At 70.4% G+C, this 19,149-nt stretch carries 14 protein-coding genes; 9 read left to right on the top strand and 5 right to left on the bottom strand.

Features of this window, described 5'->3' with window-relative positions; genetic code table 11:
• Nucleotides 1-5: 5 nt before the first annotated feature.
• Both ACWGKS_RS01190 and holA read left to right on the top strand, forming a co-directional pair.
• The gene (locus tag ACWGKS_RS01190; RefSeq protein WP_358512074.1) at nt 6-2,345 is read left to right on the top strand and encodes a ComEC/Rec2 family competence protein; all 2,340 of its coding nucleotides are present in this window, start codon (nt 6-8) and stop codon (nt 2,343-2,345) included.
• Between the two features lie 48 nt (nt 2,346-2,393).
• Nucleotides 2,394-3,356 carry a DNA polymerase III subunit delta gene (gene holA, locus ACWGKS_RS01185; RefSeq protein WP_358512077.1) on the top strand — a complete coding sequence of 321 codons (963 nt, stop codon included), beginning with the start codon at nt 2,394-2,396 and terminating at the stop codon, nt 3,354-3,356.
• A gap of 5 nt (nt 3,357-3,361) precedes the next feature.
• Here the strand turns inward: holA and ACWGKS_RS01180 are convergent, their stop codons facing one another.
• Entirely contained in the window at nt 3,362-4,570 is a 1,209-nt protein-coding gene (locus ACWGKS_RS01180; protein WP_358512080.1) for an amidohydrolase family protein, read from the bottom strand.
• Between the two features lie 448 nt (nt 4,571-5,018).
• Nucleotides 5,019-6,467, bottom strand: coding sequence for a GTPase HflX (hflX, locus tag ACWGKS_RS01175; RefSeq protein WP_358512083.1), 1,449 nt, complete (start codon nt 6,465-6,467; stop codon nt 5,019-5,021).
• A 314-nt stretch (nt 6,468-6,781) separates the two neighbouring features.
• Here hflX and aceB point away from each other — a divergent pair, with 314 nt between their 5' ends.
• The 4 genes from aceB (at nt 6,782) to ACWGKS_RS01155 (ending at nt 12,610) form a co-directional block, all read left to right on the top strand.
• On the top strand, nt 6,782-8,386 hold the full coding sequence (aceB, locus tag ACWGKS_RS01170; RefSeq protein ID WP_358512086.1) for a malate synthase A: 1,605 nt from the start codon (nt 6,782-6,784) through the stop codon (nt 8,384-8,386).
• A 123-nt stretch (nt 8,387-8,509) separates the two neighbouring features.
• Nucleotides 8,510-10,000, top strand: a complete 1,491-nt coding sequence (locus ACWGKS_RS01165; RefSeq protein WP_358512088.1) for an FAD-linked oxidase C-terminal domain-containing protein — start codon at nt 8,510-8,512, stop codon at nt 9,998-10,000.
• A 31-nt stretch (nt 10,001-10,031) separates the two neighbouring features.
• Nucleotides 10,032-11,222 (top strand): FAD-binding oxidoreductase, encoded by a 1,191-nt coding sequence (locus ACWGKS_RS01160; protein ID WP_358512091.1) that lies wholly within the window; start codon nt 10,032-10,034, stop codon nt 11,220-11,222.
• Between the two features lie 32 nt (nt 11,223-11,254).
• Nucleotides 11,255-12,610, top strand: a complete 1,356-nt coding sequence (locus ACWGKS_RS01155) for a (Fe-S)-binding protein (RefSeq protein ID WP_358512093.1) — start codon at nt 11,255-11,257, stop codon at nt 12,608-12,610.
• Here the strand turns inward: ACWGKS_RS01155 and dapF are convergent.
• A complete protein-coding gene (gene dapF / locus ACWGKS_RS01150) occupies nt 12,576-13,391 on the bottom strand; it encodes a diaminopimelate epimerase (RefSeq protein WP_358512096.1) in 816 nt (271 codons plus the stop codon). The two genes, ACWGKS_RS01155 and dapF, sit on opposite strands and share 35 nt — an antisense overlap.
• A gap of 92 nt (nt 13,392-13,483) precedes the next feature.
• On the opposite strand from dapF, the gene miaA reads away from it, so the two are divergent.
• Entirely contained in the window at nt 13,484-14,491 is a 1,008-nt protein-coding gene (gene miaA / locus ACWGKS_RS01145) for a tRNA (adenosine(37)-N6)-dimethylallyltransferase MiaA (protein WP_358512099.1), read from the top strand.
• Here the strand turns inward: miaA and ACWGKS_RS01140 are convergent, their stop codons facing one another.
• Nucleotides 14,492-15,178: a class III extradiol dioxygenase subunit B-like domain-containing protein gene (locus tag ACWGKS_RS01140; RefSeq protein ID WP_358512102.1), complete on the bottom strand. Its 687-nt coding sequence runs from the start codon at nt 15,176-15,178 to the stop codon at nt 14,492-14,494. It abuts the gene before it with no gap.
• Nucleotides 15,179-15,312: 134 nt separating this feature from the next.
• Here ACWGKS_RS01140 and ACWGKS_RS01135 point away from each other — a divergent pair, with 134 nt between their 5' ends.
• Nucleotides 15,313-16,056: a TetR/AcrR family transcriptional regulator gene (locus ACWGKS_RS01135; RefSeq protein ID WP_358512105.1), complete on the top strand. Its 744-nt coding sequence runs from the start codon at nt 15,313-15,315 to the stop codon at nt 16,054-16,056.
• Nucleotides 16,057-16,075: 19 nt separating this feature from the next.
• On the top strand, nt 16,076-17,323 hold the full coding sequence (locus ACWGKS_RS01130) for a cytochrome P450 family protein (protein ID WP_452521425.1): 1,248 nt from the start codon (nt 16,076-16,078) through the stop codon (nt 17,321-17,323).
• Between the two features lie 18 nt (nt 17,324-17,341).
• Here the strand turns inward: ACWGKS_RS01130 and miaB are convergent, their stop codons facing one another.
• Complete coding sequence (gene miaB, locus ACWGKS_RS01125; RefSeq protein ID WP_452521525.1) at nt 17,342-18,808, bottom strand: tRNA (N6-isopentenyl adenosine(37)-C2)-methylthiotransferase MiaB; 1,467 nt, start codon at nt 18,806-18,808, stop codon at nt 17,342-17,344.
• Nucleotides 18,809-19,149: the final 341 nt, after the last annotated feature.

Raw genomic sequence — 19,149 nt, 5'->3', positions numbered from 1 at the left:
CGACCATGGTGACGTGGTTGGGGACCGACGCGCACGGGTTGGGGCGTCCGCCGGACCTACGGCTGGTCGCTCCGGCCTTGGCGTCCTGGGCCGCGGCACTGGTGGCCTTGGCCGTGCCCGCGTGGGCGGCGTGGTCGTTGGCGGCCGCGATGGCGCTCACCGCGGCACTGGCGTTCCTGGGAGGACGGGCGTCCGCACTGCTCGGGGAGGCTCCGCTCGCCGCCGTCGCGGCGACCCTGGTGTGCGCGGCGACGGTCGCGGCGGTGGCCGGCCTCCACGTGCATCGGACGGTGACCAGCGCCGCGGTGGCCGCAGCCGAGCGGGGCGGTGAGGTGGAGTTCCGTGCCGTGGCGACCGTCGATCCGCGGTCTCGGGCGGGCATGCCCCGGCCGGGAAGGGCGCAATGGGTGGTCCCGGCCCGCACCGTGTGGGTCCGTGTGGACGGTGAGATCCGTGCCTCGCGGGCGTCGGTGGTGGTGTTGGCCTCCGGTGCGGATTGGTCGGGGCTCCTGCCGGGCCAGGAGTTCACCGCGCGCGGGGTGTTCCTGACCGCCGAGGACGAACCACTGACGGCGGCGTTGGTACCGGTGCGCGGGCCTCCGGAGGAGACCGACGGGCCGGGGCGACTCCAGGCCTTCGCCGGTGAGGTCCGCGCCGACCTGAGGGAGGCCGCGTCGGCGCTGCCCCAACCGGAACGCGGGCTGTTGCCGGCGTTGATCGTCGGCGATACCTCTGAGCTGCGGGAGGAGACCGCGGAGGACTTCCGGGCCACCGGGATGACGCACCTGTTGACGGTCAGCGGGGCCAATCTGGCGATCCTGACCGGGTTCGTGTTGGCGGTGGCGCGATGGACCCGGGCGCCGACGTGGTGTTCGGTCCTGGGCGGCGCGGTGATGATCTGGCTGTTCGTACTGGTGTGCCGACCGGAGCCGAGCGTGGTGCGGGCCGCGTTCATGGGCTCGTTGGGGTTGTTGGCGCTGGCCACCGGGCGGGCGCACGCCGGTCTGGGCGCGTTGGGCGTGACCGTGGTGGGCGTGCTGTTCGTGGCTCCGGGGCTGGCGACCTCCTTCGGGTTCGCGTTGTCGACGTTGGCCACGGCCGGGATTCTGCTGCTGGTGCCGGGATGGTCGCACGCCTGGTCGGCGCGGATGCCCCTTCCCGTGGCGGAGGCCCTGGCGGTGGCTGTGGCGGCGCACGTGGCGGTGGCCCCGGTGCTGGTGCTGCTGTCGGGGGAGGTGTCGTGGGTGGCGGTACCGGCCAATGTGTTGGCCGCTCCGGTGGTGGCGGTGGTGACCGTGGCGGGGTCGGCGTTGGCCGCACTGGCGTCGGTCTGGTCGGATGCGGCGACGGTCCTGGTGCACCTGCCGGGACTCGGGGTGTCCTGGATCGCCGCGGTGGCGACGGTGGGGGCGCGGGTTCCGTACGGGGCGCTGCCATGGCGCTCCGACGTGGCCGGGGCGTTGCTGCTGGCGGCCCTGGTGGCGGTGTTCCTGCTGACCCGCGGTCGGCCACGCCGGGTGTTGGCCGCCGTGACCGTCGCGGTGCTCCTGTTGGGACTCTCGGCCCGTTGCCTGCCGGGGGGTTGGCCACCGAAGGGGTGGGCGCTGGTCTCCTGTGACGTGGGGCAGGGAGACGCGTTGGCGCTGTCCGTCGGCCCCGGAGAGGCGGTGGTGTTCGACACCGGGGACGACGTGGAACTGGTGGACGGATGCCTGGAGCGGCTGGGGATACGAGAGGTCCCGTTGTTGATGCTCAGTCACGACCACTCCGACCACGTGGACGGTGTTCCGGGGGTGCTGCGGCACCGCCGGGTCCCGGCGGCGTTGGCCCCCGCGGGTTTCGAGGACACCGCGGTGGGGCGCCTGTTGGCGGAGGAGGGCGTGGAGCTCCTGACCGCCGAGCGGGGACAGACCTTCAGGGTGGGTTCGTGGACGCTGCGGGTGTTGTGGCCACGGCCGGGCTACGTGGGGACGGTCAACGACACCTCGGTGGTGGTCCGGGCGGACGGCACGCACCTGTCGGCGCTGCTCACCGGGGACATCGAGGTGCCGGCCCAGGGTGAGCTGCTGCGCGGGCCGGACTCCGAGCTGTTGGCGGTCACCGTCCTGAACACCCCGCACCACGGGTCGGGTACCCAGGACCCCGCCTTCCTGGCCGCGACTCGGGCGAGGGTGTCGGTGACCTCGGTGGGCGCGGACAACCCCTACGGGCACCCGGCACCGTTCACCCGGAACATCCTGAAACGGATGGCGCCGGTGAACGCGCGTACCGATACGGACGGGGACGTGGCGGTGCTGGACGACCCGGTGCGCGTGGTCTCCCGCGGGCCCTCCCCGGGCCGATGACCCACCGAACGGCACCGGCCGGTCGGTGGGTCGTGGCATGCTCGTGGTATGCCTGCACCCGCCCTCATCACACTCATCGTCGGCGACGAGGAACTGCTCGTCGACCGGGCCGTGGCTGCGGTGGTCGCCGCGGTCCGCGAGTCCGATCCGGAGGTGGACGTCCACGACCTCGTGCCCTCCCAGATCGGCCTGTCCACCCTGGTGGAGGTCACCTCGCCCTCCCTGTTCGGCGACCGCCGGGTGGTGGTGCTCCGTTCCTCCCAGGACCTGACCAAGGACCTGGCGGCGACCGTCATCGACTACCTCAAGAGCCCCGCCGACGACGTGAACCTGGTGCTCACCCACGCCGGCGGCGCCAAGGGCAAGGCGGTGTTGGAGGCCGCCACCAAGGCCAAGGCGCAGCGGATGGACTGCAAGGGCCCCAAGAAGGGTCCGGAGCGGGTGGCGTTCGTCAGGGGCGAGTTCACCACGGCCAAGCGACAGATCACTCCCGACGCCGCGGAGGCCCTGGTCGACGCGGTCGGCACGGACCTGCGGGAGATCGCCGCGGCCTGCACCCAGTTGATCGCCGACACCGAGGGCCGTGTGGACGCCGCCGCGGTGGCCCGCTACCACTCGGGCAAGGCCGAGGCCTCCGGGTTCACGGTGGCGGACCGGGCCGTGGAGGGGCGTCTGCCCGAGGCCCTGGAACAGCTGCGCTGGTCGCTGGCGGTGGGCACCGCACCGGTGCTGATCAACAGCGCCCTGGCCGGGGCGGTGCGCGGGATCGCGGTGGCCGCCCAGCCCCCGCGTGGGATGAGCGAGGCCGATCTGGCCAAGCGGGCGAAGGTACCACCGTGGAAGATGCGGTCCCTGCGCCAACAGGCCAGGGGATGGAGCCCCGCCGGGGTCACCCGTGCCATGGCGGTGGTCGCGGAGACGGACGCGCTGATCAAGGGCGCCGGCCGTGACCCCGAGTACGCGTTGGAGCGCGCGGTCATCGAGATCGCCCGCGCCCGCAGCAACCGCTGAGGCCGTCAGCGGATGGTCTGACCGCCCTGCCACACGCGCAGGGTCTTCAGCCCCATGGACCAGGCGAAGGCACCCTCGTGGTCGGCGTCCCACTGCACCATGTCGGCGAGACCGCCCGGGGCGATCCGTCCACGGTCGTTGAGTCCGAGGGCCCGTGCGCCGCCGACCGTGGCGGCGTTGAGCGCCTCCTGCACGGTCATCTCGAACATGGAGACCGCCAGGGAGATGACCAGGGGCATGGAGGTCGTGCCGGACTGGGCGGGGTTGTGGTCGGTGCCCAACCCCACGGGGACACCGTGGTCGAGCAGGGCTCGCACCGGCGGGGTGCGGCGTTCGTGCAGGGCCGTGGTGGGGCAGGCGACCACCGGTGTGCGGGTGGCGGCCAGGGCGAGCATGTCCTCGTCGTCGGCCTCGTGCATCAGGTCCACGGAGGTGCAGCCGAGTTCGGCGGCCATGCGCACGGCGCCGTGGCGGGGCCGTGAACAGGCGTGCATGGTGGTGCGCAACCCCACGGACTGTCCCACGCCGAGCAGCATGTGGGCGTCCTCGGTGGTGAACTGCTGGTTGTCGCAGTAGATGTCGACCCCGTCGGCGCCCGCCATGGCGGCGTCGCCGAGCCAGGAGGCCGCGGTGGCCACGTATTCCTGGGGGCGGCCGAAGAACTCGGGCGGTACCCCGTGCGCGGGGAAGAACGTGACGTGCAGGCGCGGCATGCCGGGTTCCTCCTCCAGGGAGCGCAGCAGGCGCACGTCGGCGAGTTCGCCGTCCCGGGTGAGGTGGTAGCCGGTCTTGGCCTCCACGGTGGTGCAGCCGGAGAGCACCCAGTGCCGGAGCCGTTCGCGGACGGCGTTGCACAGGGTCCAGGGGTCGGTTCCACGGGTGATGGTGACGGTGGTGGACACTCCTCCGCCGGCGGCGAAGATGTCGGCGCGGGTGGCGCCCTTGGCCCACATGTTGACCTCGGCGTAGCGGTCGCCGGCGTACACGGGGTGGCAGTGGGCGTCGATGAGTCCGGGGGTGACGAGTCCGCCGTAGATGTTGACGATCTCGTCGACGCCGGTGAGGTCCTCCATCACGCCGGGAATGCATTGTGGCAGCTCGGCGGCGGGTCCGACCCAGGCGATGCGGTCGTTGTCGATGAGGACCGCCGCCTTGGTCAACAGCTCGTTACCGGTCCAGAGGCGACCGATGTTGGTGAGGAGTACTACCGACATCAGATGGTCCGCCCCCGCCGGTCAGGTCCGTTGCGCGCCACGCGAACGGGGGGCGCGAAGAACACGGGCGGACATGGCGACCTCGTATCTGGCTGTGCTTCCGACAGGGCCGTGGGCGGCCTGGGGCCACCGCGCGGTACCGGGTCAGTGGGGGCGCACCGTCGGGGGGCGGAGGCCACTGCCGGCCAGTGCTCCAAAACCGTAGTCCATTCGCCGACGCCGTGTACACCTCCCCACAGGGACGAATGCGAACGTTCCGGGGCGAAGTTCGCGGAATCGTTGAGTGACGAAGAGCACCCGAATTGCGCTTGAGCTGCGATGACCCGCGTCACGGGTGGAAAACGGCCTATCTCTCAGAACACGAGAGACCCGGAAGACGCCCGGGGCCGGGGTGTCCATGCGGACTCCCCGGCCCCGGGCGTGTCACCGTCCGGAGGACGGCCTCCGGTCAGACGGTGCTCAGCGCGTACCCCTCGAACCTGGCCGCGAGCGACGCGGGCACGAACGCGTGCAGCTCGGTGCCGTCCGCGGTGTGCTCCTCGGTGACCACGCGCCCCTCGTCGTGGGCGCGGGCGATGAGGTCGCCCCGCGAGTACGGGACGAGCGCGCGCACCTCCTCGGCGATCTCGGGAAGCGCCTCGGCCAGGGCCGTCACCAGGCCCGGGATGCCTTCGCCGGTACGCGCCGAGACCTCGACCAGGTCGGGGTATCGGGTGCGCAGGGTCTTGACGATGTCGGGGTCGGCGGCGTCGACCTTGTTGAGCACCATGAGCTCGCGGACGTCACCGGCCTCGATGTCGGCGAGGACCTCGTGCACGGCGGAGATCTGCGCCTCGGGGTCGGGGTGCGAGCCATCGACCACGTGCAGGATCAGGTCGGAGTCGGCGACCTCCTCCAGGGTGGAGCGGAAGGCCTCCACCAACTGGTGCGGCAGGTGGCGCACGAAACCGACCGTGTCGCTGAGCGTGAAGCCGCGACCGTCGGGCGTGCGGGCCTGACGGACCGTCGGGTCCAGGGTGGCGAACAGCGCGTTCTCCACCAGCACCCCGGCTCCGGTGAGCCGGTTGAGCAGACTGGACTTGCCCGCGTTGGTGTACCCGGCCAGAGCGACCGAGGGCACCTGTCGGGTACGACGGACGTCGCGCTTGACGTCGCGGGCGGTGCGCATGTGGACCAACTGCCGGCGCAGCTTGGCGACCCTGTCGTGGATCCGACGACGGTCGGTCTCGATCTTGGTCTCACCGGGACCGCGCAGACCCACTCCGCCGTTGCCGCCACCACCGGCGCCACCGGCCTGGCGGGACAGGGAGTGGCCCCAACCGCGCAGTCGTGGCAACAGGTAGTTGAGCTGGGCGAGTTCGACCTGGGCCTTGCCCTCGCTGCTGCTCGCGTGCTGGGCGAAGATGTCCAGGATGAGCGCGGTGCGGTCGATCACCTTGACCTTGACCACGTCCTCCAGCTGGATCAGCTGACCGGGGGTGAGCTCGCCGTCGGTGATGACGGTGTCGGCGCCGGTGGCCTCGACGATGTCGCGGAGCTCGGCCGCCTTGCCCTTACCGATATAGGTGGCGGGGTCCGGCTTGGAACGGCGCTGGGTGATGCCTTCCAGGACCAGGGCACCGGCGGTCTCGGAGAGTGCGGCGAGTTCGGCGAGCGAGTTGTCGGCGTCGGCCTGGGTTCCCCGGGTCCAGACTCCGATCAGGACCACGCGCTCCAGGCGCAGGGCCCGGTTCTCGACCTCGGTGACGTCGGTGAGTTCTGTGGACAGCCCCTGAACGCGACGTAGCGCGTGGCGTTCGGCCAGTTCCATCTCGCCCTGATCGGGCGAGCCCTCACGGAACGCGTCCTCGGCCTCGTGGCCGGTTCGGTCGTCTCCGTGGAAGTCAGCAGTATTCATATCCCTCCAGTTGGGTCAACGCGGGTGGCTCCGGGAATCTTCCCTGGCTCGATGGTGGCATCCGCCTTGAGTGAAGGCACGTTAATTATCGCGGCCGGTGTGACACAAGCCACCAGGACACGGTCGCCGTGTAACCTTCGAAAGTGCGGCGAGACCAAAGAAACCACGTATTTGCGGAAGAAGATTCACGAAGCTTCCCTTAGCGGAAACTTCACCCGCCATCGACACCGCGAGTGACGTTGACCGCTTGACATCGAGATAGTAGTTTCACTTCCACATACCAGAAGCTTATTTCGTATTGCGGAAGGTTTTCCATGGGCGCCACGCACGGGGTCGAGATCACGGGACCCCTCAACGACCGGTTCGACGAGATCCTCACCGACGACGCCCTCGCGCTCGTCGCCGAGCTGCACCGCACCTTCGAGTCCCGCCGCCAGGACCTCCTTGCCGCGCGCAGGACCGTCGAGGCGCGGGTCGCGGCCGGGGAGGACCTCGACTTCCTCCCCGAGACCAAGCACATCCGTGAGGACGACTCCTGGAAGGTCGCGCCCGCCGCCCCCGGCATCACCGACCGCCGCGTGGAGATCACCGGACCGACCGACCGCAAGATGACCATCAACGCGCTCAACTCCGGCGCGAAGGTGTGGCTGGCCGACCTTGAGGACGCCAACACCCCGCTGTGGGAGAACATGATCCAGGGGCAGCTCAACCTGCGCGACGCCCTGGACCGGCAGATCGACTTCACCTCCCCCCAGGGCAAGACCTACGCCCTGAAGGAGGACTCCGAGCTGGCCACCATCGTCGTGCGCCCCCGAGGCTGGCACCTGGACGAGAAGCACATCCTCGTCGACGGTCAGCGCACGAGCGGCGGCATCGTCGACTTCGCGCTGTACTTCTTCCACAGCGCACAGCGTCAGATCGACAAGGGCAAGGGCCCGTACTTCTACCTTCCGAAGATGCAGAGCCACCTGGAGGCCCGCCTGTGGAACGACGTCTTCGTCCTGGCCCAGGAGCGGCTGGGCATCCCGCGCGGCACCATCCGCGCCACCTGCCTGATCGAGACCATCCCGGCCGCGTTCGAGATGGAGGAGATCCTCTACGAGCTGCGTGAGCACTCCGCGGGTCTCAACGCCGGCCGCTGGGACTACCTGTTCAGCATCATCAAGACCCACCGCACCCGCGGCCGCGGGTTCCTGCTGCCCGAGCGCAACGCCGTCACCATGACCGCCCCGATGATGCGCGCCTACACCGAACTGCTGGTCAAGACCTGCCACAAGCGCGGCGCCCACGCCATCGGCGGCATGGCCGCGTTCATCCCGTCCCGCAAGGACGAGGAGGTCAACAGGAACGCCTTCGCCAAGGTCCGCGACGACAAGTCCCGCGAGTCCGGTGACGGCTTCGACGGCTCCTGGGTCGCCCACCCCGACCTGGTCCCGATCTGCCGCGAGATCTTCGACGGCGTCCTGGGCGAGCGGCCCAACCAGATCGACAAGCAGCGCCCCGACGTCGAGGTGACCGCGGCCGACCTGCTCGCCGTCGACCAGACCCCCGGCGGCGTCACCAAGGCCGGTCTGCGCGCCAACATCAACGTCGCCCTGCAGTACCTGGCCGCCTGGATGGGTGGCAACGGCGCGGTGGCCATCCACAACCTCATGGAGGACGCCGCCACCGCCGAGATCTCCCGTTCGCAGATCTGGCAGTGGCTGCACAACGACGTCACCCTCGACGACGGGCCCAAGGTCACCGCCGAGCTCGTCAAGCAGATCATCGAGGAGGAGCTCGTCACCATCGAGGACGCCCTCGGCGCCGGCTACGACGAGGGCTTGTTCGAGCAGGCCAAGGAGCTGTTCACCGAGGTCGCCCTGGACGACGAGTACGTCGACTTCCTGACCCTGCCCGCCTACGAGCGCATGCCGTAATGGTCAGTTATATTTCATAAAACGGAAGATTGTTTCCACCGCACCCCTTGTCTCGGCAAGGGGTGCGGTCGTACGGTCCCTCTGCGAGGTCGAGTCCTTCCGACCGCACCAGGGGAGACGCCCATGGCCACGTCCGTACGCCCGACGAGCATCCCGGCGGCGCTGACCGCCCTGGTCCCCCGACTACGCGAGATCTGCGGTGAGGACGGTGTCCTCACCGACCTCTCCCGACGTCGCGTCTACGAGAGCGACGGCCTCACCTACCACCGCGCCACCCCGGGCGTGGTCGCCCTGCCGACCACCACGGCGCAGGTCGCAGCCGTCATCTCCCTGTGCGCCGAACACGGCGTCCCCTACGTTCCCCGCGGCGCCGGCACCGGCCTGTCCGCGGGAGCGCTCCCCCACGCCGAGGGAGTCCTCCTCGTCACCTCGCGCATGCGTCGCGTCGTCGAGATCGACCTGGAGAACGAGTGCGCCGTGGTCGAACCCGGCGTGGCCAACCTCGACATCACCCGTGCCGCCGCCCCGTACGGCTACTACTACGCGCCCGATCCCTCCAGCCAGCAGGTCTGTTCGGTCGGCGGCAACGTCGCGGAGAACTCCGGCGGGGCGCACTGCCTCAAGTACGGGTTCACCTCCGGGCACGTGCGCGGTCTGGAAATCGTCACCCCGTCCGGCGAGGTCGTGGAGCTGGGCGGCAAGGCGACCGGCGCGCACGGATACGACCTCATCGGCGCGTTCATCGGATCCGAGGGCACCCTGGGCGTCGCCACCCGCGTCACCGTCTCCCTGACCCGCTCGCCACAGAAGACCGTCACCCTGCTGTCGGCGTTCACGTCCATGGACGCGGGGGGTGAGGCCGTGGGCGCGATCATCGCCGCCGGGGTACTTCCGTCCGCGATCGAGATGATGGACGTGTTGGCCATCGAGGCGGCCGAGGCGGCGGTGGCCTGCGACTACCCGGCGGGTGCCGCCGCGGTTCTGGTGGTGGAGTTGGACGGGCCGGCCTCGGAGGTCGACGCCCAGGTGGAGAGGGTGACCGAGCTCTGTTCCGCCAGCGGTTCCTTCGAGACCCGCACCGCCAGTGGCGCGGAGGAACGGGCGCTGATCTGGAAGGGCCGCAAGTCCGCCTTCGCCGCGGTGGGCCGGATCAGTCCGGCCTACATCGTGCAGGACGGGGTGGTGCCGCGCACGGCCCTGGGCGAGGTGCTGGGCCGCATCGCCGCGTTGTCCGCCCGGACGGGCATCCGGGTGGCCAACGTCTTCCACGCGGGTGACGGCAACCTGCATCCACTGGTGTTGTTCGACGACGCCGAACCCGGCGCGGGAGAGCGCGCCGAGGAGGTGTCCGGGGCCATCCTCGACCTGTGCGTGGAGCACGGGGGCTCCATCACCGGTGAGCACGGGGTGGGTGTGGACAAGGCGTGCAAGATGCCGCGCATGTACTCCGACGACGACCTGGCCACCTTCGACCTGTTCCGGCGGGCGTTCGACCCCGACGGGATCGCCAACCCGGACAAGCTTTTGCCCACCCCGCGTCTGTGCGGGGAACGGCCCGGGGTGCGCACCGGGGCGCACCCCTTGGTGGAGTCCGGGCGGGCCGAGCAGTTCTGACCCCGGACGGCGAGAGGTGGGAAGGGCGAGCGTGAAGGACTTGGACGTCGAAGGCGTCACCCTGCGGGCGGGGATCGGGGCGGACGCGGTGTGCGGGGTCGCACCCGACCGTGTGGCCCGTCCCGAGGACACCGAGGCGCTCGGACGGCTGCTGGCCGCCGCCCGTGACGCCGGGGCGACGGTGACCCCGCGCGGGGGCGGCACCGCCCTGGACTGGGGTTCGCCGCCCCGATCCCTCGACCTGATGGTGGACACCTCGGCGCTGTCCTGGGTCGACCACAACGCCGGCGACCTGGTCGTCGAGGTGGGCGCGGGTACGCCACTGGCCGAGCTTCGGCGGACGCTGGCCGAGGCCGGGCAACGCCTGTCCTACGACCCGGTGCGCGTGGGCGGGACCGTGGGCGGTGCGTTGGCGACCGGGGTGAACGGACCCCGTCGGTTGCTCGCCGGAACGCTGCGGGACCTGGTGATCGGGATGACCGTGGTGCGCGCCGACGGGGTGGTGGCACGCAGCGGTGGTCGCGTGGTCAAGAACGTGGCCGGGTACGACCTGGCCAAGCTGCACACCGGCGGCTACGGAACACTCGGGGTGATCGCCTCGGCGGCGTTCCGGCTGCACCCGTTGCCACCGGCCGTTCGGGTGGTGGGCGTGCCGCTGCGGTCTCGGGAGGGGACCGAGCGGGTCCTGTCGGCGCTGCGGGCCACCACGGTGGTACCCGCGGCGGTGGAACTCGACCACGGTCGGTTGTGCGTGGTCCTGGAAGGAACCACCGAGGGTCTGGTCCCCCGGGTCGAGGAGACCGTTCGGGCGTTGGGCGGGGACGACGTGGAGATCGCCGAGGCGCTCCCCGAGGGGTGGGGCGTCCTGCCCACCGAGGGCACCCTGGCGCGGGTCCTGGTACCTCCGGCCGACGTTCCGGCCCTGGTCGAGGATCTGGACGCCCTGGCCGGCGACGTCCGATGGTACGGGTCGATCCCGGCGGGGACCCTGTACCTGTCGTTCGCTCCCGGTACCCCCGCCGACGTCGTGGAGAAGATGTCGGCGGCGGTCCGCCGCGCCCCCGATCGGTCCGCGGTCCTGCTGCGCGCCGAACCACACCTGCGGGAGGCCGGGGTCGATCCCTGGGGCGAGGTTGCGGGCCTGTCGCTGATGCGGGCGGTCAAGGACTCCTTCGATCCCGACCACCGACTCTCGCCCGGCCGCTTCGCCGGCGGGATCTGAACCGTTCACCGAGCGCCTCCTGGGAGGATCCCGTGACCGAACGACCGACCGAACCGGCAGCCGGACCGGAACGACTCTTCGGCGATCTGCTGAACGACTGCGTGCACTGCGGTTTCTGCCTGCCGACCTGCCCCACCGACGTGCTGTGGGGCCAGGAGATGGACTCCCCGCGCGGGCGCATCCACCTGATGTCGCAGATGCACGAGGAGGACGTGCTCACCGAGACCGCCGTCGGGCACTTCGACAACTGTCTGGGCTGTCTGGCGTGTGTGTCCTCGTGCCCGTCCGGGGTGGCCTACGACGCGCTCATCGAGCACACCCGGTACCGGGTCGAGGAGGAGTACGAACGCCCTCGGGGACAGCGCGCGCTGCGCGGGGCGGTGTTCTCGCTCTTCCCGTACCGCAACCGCCTCCGGGCCATGCGCGGCCCGCTGCGCGCCTACCAGGCGAGCGGGGTCTCGTCGCTGATCCGCAGATCCGGGATCCTGGACCGGATCTCGCCGACCCTGGCCACCATGGAGCGCATCGCCCCGCCGCTGTCGGCTCCCCCGCCCCCGCTGCCCGAGCTGGTACCCGCCGTGGGTGAACGACGCGCCCGGGTGGGCATGCTCGTGGGCTGTGTGCAGGGCGCGTTCTTCCCCGAGGTCAACACCGCGACCGCCCGGGTACTGGCCTTGGAAGGCTGTGAGGTGGTGATCCCGCGCGCCCAGGGCTGCTGCGGAGCGCTGTCGGGTCACTCGGGCAGGCTGACCGAGTCGGCCGGCTTCGCCAAACGGCTGGTCGAGGTCTTCGAGGCACGCCAGGTGGAGCGGATCGTGGTGAACTCGGCCGGCTGCGGCTCCAGCATGAAGCACTTCGACCGGACCCTGGAGGAGGCGGGCGCGGGCACGGCCTGGGTGGAGCGCGCCCGGGCGATCTCGGCGAAGGTGGTGGACCTGACCGAGTACCTGGTCGCCCTGGGACCGCGCGCCGAGCGCCACCCGATCCCGCTCCGGGTGGCCTACCACGACGCCTGTCACCTGTCCCACGGCCAGGGGATCACCGACCAGCCCCGTGAGCTCCTCCGACAGATCCCCGGTCTTGAGGTGGTCGACCTGCCCAACAAGGAGATCTGCTGCGGTTCGGCGGGCGTGTACAACCTGTTCAAGCCCGAGGCCGCGGGCGAGCTGGGCGACCGCAAGGGGCAGGACGTGGCCACCACCGGCGCGGAGGTACTGGTGTCGGGCAACCCCGGGTGTTCACTGCAGATCGCCTCGGCGATGGAACGCGCCGGCACGCCGGTGACGGTGACCCACACCGCGCGACTCCTGGACGCCTCCCTGCGCGGCCTGAGAGCGGAGCGACTGCTCGGGGTCAGACCAGGACGGTCTCGCCCTCTGCGACGATGACCGCGGGGCCCCGGAGGCGGGCACCCGAAGCGTCCAGGTGAACGGTGCACTCGCCGCCCAGGACACGCACCTTCCAGGTGGAGCTTCGGCCCTCGGGGGCGGCCGCGGCGGCGGCCGCGACGATGCCGGTGCCGCAGGAGCGGGTCTCGCCGGAGCCGCGCTCGAACACCCGCATGTCCAGCACCCCGGGAGCGACCTCGTTGTAGACCTCGACGTTGGCGCCCTCGGGGAAGGCCTCGGGGTCCAGTTCCGGGGGCAGGCTCAGGTCGACGTCGGCGACCGGGATGTCGACCTCGCAGGCCAGATGCGGGTTGCCCACGGAGATCTGGTCGCCGTGGACGACCTGACGGGCGAGCTTGGCCGAGGAGGTGCCCTGCATCTCCACCCGGCCCATGTCTATGGTGACGTCACCGTCGTCCTCGATGACGACCTCCTTGGCGCCGTCACGCGTGCCGACCTCGAACCGGTCGGCGTCCACCAGCCCGGTGTGCAACAGGTAGCGGGCGAAGACGCGCACCCCGTTTCCGCACATCTCGGCGACGCTGCCGTCGGCGTTGCGATAGTCCATGAACCACTCGGCCCGTTCGGCGGTGCGCGCCGCCGGGGCGAGGGCCTCGCCGAGCTCACGCGTGCGGATCACCCGAAGGACGCCGTCGGCGCCGATGCCCGCTCTGCGGTCGCACAGCAGCCGGACGTCCTCCTCCGTGAGTCGAAGCTCCCCGTCGGGGTCGGGGAGGATCACGAAGTCGTTCTCTGTTCCGTGGCCCTTGGCGAATCGCATGCGGCCATCCTAGGGGCGCTCGTGGACATGACCCGACCATCGATCCTCCGTTGATGGTCACGAGCCGTGCCCGGCGTGGTTACGCTGGAGGAATGATCAAGGTGATCGCGGTCGTGGGCCCGACCGCTGTGGGCAAGTCGGACCTGGCCGTCGACCTGGCGGAGCGGTTGGAGGAGAGCACCGGACGCCGGGGCGAGGTGATCAACGCCGACTCCATGCAGCTGTACCAGGGCATGGACATCGGCACCGCGAAACTCTCCGAGGCCGAACGTCGTGGTGTCCCCCACCACCTGTTGGACGTGTGGGAGGTGCACCAACCCGCCGACGTGGCCAGCTACCAGAGCATGGCCCGCGAACTCGTGGAGGACTGCGCCGACCGGGACGTCATCCCCGTGCTGGTGGGCGGTTCCGGACTGTACGTCCGAGCGGTGCTGGACCACATGGAGTTCCCCGGCACCGACCCCGCGGTGCGCGCCCGTCTGGAGGCCGAGTTGGCCGACGTGGGGCCGGGTCTGCTGCACGCCCGTCTGGCCGATTCCGATCCCGAGGCGGCCCGCACCATCCTGCCCGGCAACGGACGACGGATCGTCCGCGCGCTGGAGGTCATCGAGCTCACCGGCAGGCCGTTCACCGCCAACCTGCCCGACCACACGTCCTTCTACCCGTGCCTGCAGTTGGGGTTGACCACCCCGCGCCCCGAACTGGACGAACGCATCGACCTGCGCGTGGAGCGCATGTGGGACCAGGGTCTGTTGGAGGAGGTCCGCCGACTGGACAAGCAGGGGCTGCGCGAGGGCCGCACCGCCGCCAAGGCCCTGGGATACGCCCAGGCGTTGGCGCAGCTGGACGGGGAGATCACCGAATTGGAGGCCAAGGAGAGCACCGCCCAGGCCACCCGTCGGTTCGCCCGCAGGCAGGAGTCCTGGTTCCGCCGGGACCCGCGCGTGCGTTGGCTGCCCTACGACTCCCCCACCCTGACGGAGCGGGCGATGGCCCTGGTCGAGGCGGCCCTGACCGGCCGCGGCGACGAACCGGGCGAGGCCCTGGTGGACGTGGCCACCATGGTCCCCTTCCCGCAGGGCCGAGACCAGGACACCTGATCAGGCCTTGAGCCACAGGGCGACGTGGTAGCCCACGCCGTAGGGGGCCTCGTAGGCCAGGGTCTCCGCGTCGAAGGGCCGCTCCCCCGCCGCGCCCGCCAGGGCCTGCCAGGCGGGGCGGCCCGCGACCATGAGCGCACGGGCGGTGTCGGGGTCCAGCCCGGCCAGATGAGCCGTGTCGGCCTCGGCCAGGGCTTCGGCGACGGCGTCGTCGTAGGGGATCGCGCGTTCGTCCACGTATCCGGGTGAACTCTCGGTGCGGCGTGCGCTGCCGTCCCCCATCACCAACAGGACCACCCGCGCGGCGGAGTCGGCCAGGGCCGCGCCCCGTTCGGCGGCCCGCTCCGGGGTGACGTCGGCGGGTAGTTCCAGGTAGCCGTCCGGGGTGAGGCCACCGCGTTCGGCCAGCCATCGGCCCGTGGTCGCCGCCAGGTCCAACACCCCCGGGGCCGGTCCCACGCGTACGTCCACGCCGTAGGCCCGTAGGTCCCCACCGGTGTCCGCTCCGTACTCCCGTTCGATGGGGCCACGTCCCACCACGTACAGCCGGTCGGCCCCGCGGCGGGCGAGCGCGGTGACGGCACGGTCACAGGCGGCGCGCAGTGGGTCGAGTTCGGCGCGAGCACCCTGGGCGACCTCGGGGAAAAGTACTGGCGGATGGGGACACACGGCGGCGGCGATCAACACATGAGGAGGCTACCGCCGAATCACCGGTACCTCTTGTGCGGGGCGTCGGGTCGATCTATCGTTGACTTCGTGACCGGTTTTGAAATCCGGTCAGGAAGTCAGCGACATCGACCCGAAGACGACGAGGTACCACCGTGACGACGAGAAGCGGCTCCAGGACGGCCAGGGAGGCCGAACGCGCCCGACGCGCGGCACGCATCCTGGACGTGGCCGGGGAAGCCCTCGTCACCTGGGGATACACCAAGATCACGATGGAGGACGTGGCGCGTCGGGCCGACGTCGGCAAAGGCACCGTGTACCTGCACTTCCCCACCAAGGAGACGCTGTTCAGCACGGTGCTGGTGCGCACGCAGATCGAGGTCGGCACCCACCTGATCGAACGTTTCCGGGCGGATCCCGCGGCGGTCCTGCCGAGTTCGATCGCCCGTGAGATCCACCTCGCCCAGGAGCGATGGCCGATCCTCAAGGCGCTGCTCACCAGTGACAACAACACCCTCGGCTCGATGCTCACCGCCGTCGGCGAGGAACGCGGCGACCTGATCAGGCGCCGGGCCCGGGTGATGCTCACCTACACCGAACTGCTGCGAAGGCACGGTCTGCTCCGTGCGGAGCGCACCGCCGAGCAGCAGAACCACATGTTCGTCTCGACCGTTCTGGGGGCGCTGGTCACGCCGTCGCTCCTGGAACTGCAGTCCTATCCGCTTCCGGACTTCGCGACACGGGCGGACATCCTCGCCGACACCGTGCACCGCGCCCTGGAGTCACCCGCGAGCCCTGAGGCGTTGCTCGCGGCCAGAGACGAGATCCTCCCCCTGTTCGACGCCCTGCTGGCCACGGCCCGGGACGTCCTGGCGGAGTATCTCCCACCCGTAGGCTGACCTCCCCTTTGGAGGGGACATGAGCACTCCGACGCTTCCCGACCTGACCTCACCCGAGGCGGCCGCCGAACTGCCCGGCATCCTGGAACGCCTCCGCGAGGCCGGGGGTTCGGCCCCCGCCTCCTTCGGTGGATCACCCGCCCGGCTGTTCGTCGACGACACCGACGCGCGCACCATCCTCAGCGACAGGCGCTTCGTCGTGGACGCCGCGAACATGGAGGGGGAGACCACCTCGCTGTCCCGTCCCGAACTCCTGCGTCACCTGGGGATCGAACCCGACCTGATCGTCTACGCCACCCAAGGTGTGCTGGACAAGGACGGAATCGACCACGTGCGTCTGCGCAAGCTGGTCTCGCGCACCTTCACCGTGCGCCGGGTCCAGGCGATGCGCCCCGGTGTCCAGGCCATCACCGACGAGCTCCTGACCGAACTGCCCGACCACGTCGAGGACGGCTCGGTCGACCTGCTCCAGCACTTCGCCTACCCGTTGCCCATCAGGGTCATCTGCGACCTGGTGGGCGTGCCCGAGGAGGAACGCGACATCTGGCAGGTGTGGAGCCACGCCCTGACCTCGTTCGACCTGAGCGATCCCGCGCGGCTCAACTCGACCCTGCGGGAACTGACCGCCGCCTCACGACGACTCATCGCCGCCCACCGGGCACGGGAACACGACGACCTGTTGGGCGACCTGGTCCGGGTGACCGACGACAACGGCGACCGCATGTCCGAGGACGAGCTGATCACCATGATCCTCTCGCTCGTCATCGCCGGGCACGAGACCACCGCCAACCTCATCGGCAACGGCACCCGCGCCCTGCTCGCCCACCCCGACCAGCTGACGCTGCTCAAGGACGACCCGGAACTGCTGCCCGCGGCCGTCCACGAGCTGCTGCGCTGGTGCGGCCCGGTGTTCCAGACCCGGATGCGTTACGCGACCGAGGACGTGGAACTGAACACCGGCGTGGTCCGACGTGGAGAGGCGGCCATCGCGATGATCGCCGGTGCCAACCGCGACCCGAACGTGCACCCTGATCCCGACCGGCTCGACCTCACCCGCCACCAGGGCGTTCCCGGTGAGGCCCACGTGGCGTTCGGGCACGGCATGCACTACTGCCTGGGCGCCGCCCTGGCCCGGTTGGAGGGTCAGGTGGCCTTCGGGTCCTTGTTCGGAGCCTTCCCGGGCCTGTCCCTGGATCCGGACAGGCCCGCCTCCCGACAGCCCAACTTCGCCTTCAACCGCTTGGAGAACCTGTTCGTGCGGCCGTAGGTCCGGTCGAGGTCGGGGTCAGACGTCGCAGCAGCCGCCGGCGGGGGCCGGCTGTTCGTCGGGGACCCCGATCTTCGGCATGCCGAGCAGCACCTCGGGCTTGCTCACCTGGACCGGCCTGCCCTGACGGGCGTCCCAGGCGTCGCCGGCGCGGGTCCGACGCAGTTTCCGAACCCCGGAGTCCGCGACCAGGTGGTGCGGGGCCGCGTAGGTGATCTCGACGGTGACCATGTCGCCGGGGCGGGGCTCCTCGCCGTCGCCCAGGCCGAAGTGCACCAGACGGTTGTCGGGGGCGCGGCCGGACAGGCGGCGGTGTTCGCCGTCCTTCTTGCCCTCGCCCTCGGCGACCATGAGCTCGACCTCCCGACCGACCAGCTTCTGGTTCTCCTCCCAGGAGATCTGGTCCTGCAGGGCCACCAGGCGCTGGTAGCGCTCCTTGACGACCTCCGGCGACACCTGCTCGTCCATGGTGGCCGCCGGCGTCCCGGGGCGCTTGGAGTACTGGAAGGTGAACGCCATCGCGAACCGGGACTCCCGGACCACGTGCAGGGTCTCCTCGAAGTCCTCCTCGGTCTCACCGGGGAAGCCCACGATGATGTCGGTGGTCAGGGCGGCCTCCGGCATGGCGGCCCGCACCTTCTCCACGATGCCCAGGAAGCGTTCCTGGCGGTAGGAGCGACGCATGTCCTTGAGGACCTTGCTCGACCCCGACTGCAACGGCATGTGCAGCTGCGGCATGACGTTGTGCGTCTCGGCCATGGCCTCGATGACGTCGTCGGTGAAGTCGCGCGGGTGCGGGGAGGTGAAGCGGACCCGCTCCAGCCCCTCGATCTCGCCACAGGCGCGCAGCAGCTTGGAGAAGGCCTGACGGTCACCGAACTCGCTGCCGTAGGCGTTGACGTTCTGCCCGAGCAGGGTCACCTCGGTGACGCCCTCCTCGACCAGCGCGCGCACCTCGGCCAGCACGTCACCGGGACGGCGGTCCTTCTCCTTGCCGCGCAGCGCGGGCACGATGCAGAAGGTGCAGGTGTTGTTGCAGCCCACCGAAATGGAAACCCAGGCCGCGTACGCGGACTCGCGACGGCTGGGCAGCGTGGACGGGAAGTGCTCCAACGACTCGGCGATCTCGACCTGCGCCTCCCGCTGGACGCGCGAACGCTCCAGCAGGGTCGGCAGGGAGCCGATGTTGTGCGTTCCGAACACCACGTCCACCCACGGGGCGCGGCGCACGATCTCGCCGCGGTCCTTCTGGGCGAGGCAACCGCCCACGGCGATCTGCATCCCGGGGTTGGCGTCCTTGACCGGACGCAGGTGCCCGAGGTTGCCGTAGAGGCGGTTGTCCGCGTTCTCTCGGACCGCACAGGTATTGAAGACGACGATGTCTGCGGTGGTGTCCTCGGCTGCGCGCGCGTACCCAGCGTCCTCCAGCAGACCGGAGAGGCGCTCGGAGTCGTGGACGTTCATCTGGCAGCCGTAGGTCCGCACTTGGTAGGTACGACTCTGGCTCACCGGTCCAGGCTATCCGCTCTTGGACGGGCCGCCGTCCCGGAGACCGGAAGCGAGGGCGGACACGGTGGGTGGCCGGTATCGGCCGGCCGATGGGGACTTCGATCCTGACCTGGGTATCTCCCGAAGGCCTCCGCACGGAGGGAGCCCGACGAGATCACGGGGAGTCACGAATGAGACGCTACAGAACGGAACCGCCACTCGTTGCGACGAGGGCGGATCCATGCGTGCCATCACATAACGGTTTCGCGAATCACGCCGTAACAAGTCTGCTACTGGCGAAGCCAGGTGGCGTTTTCGTGATGACACGGCAACTCGGA

Source organism: Nocardiopsis sp. NPDC055879, from assembly GCF_053615935.1.
The sequence above is the reverse complement of the archived record's forward strand: the minus strand, read 5'-3'. Positions and strand labels throughout refer to the sequence as shown.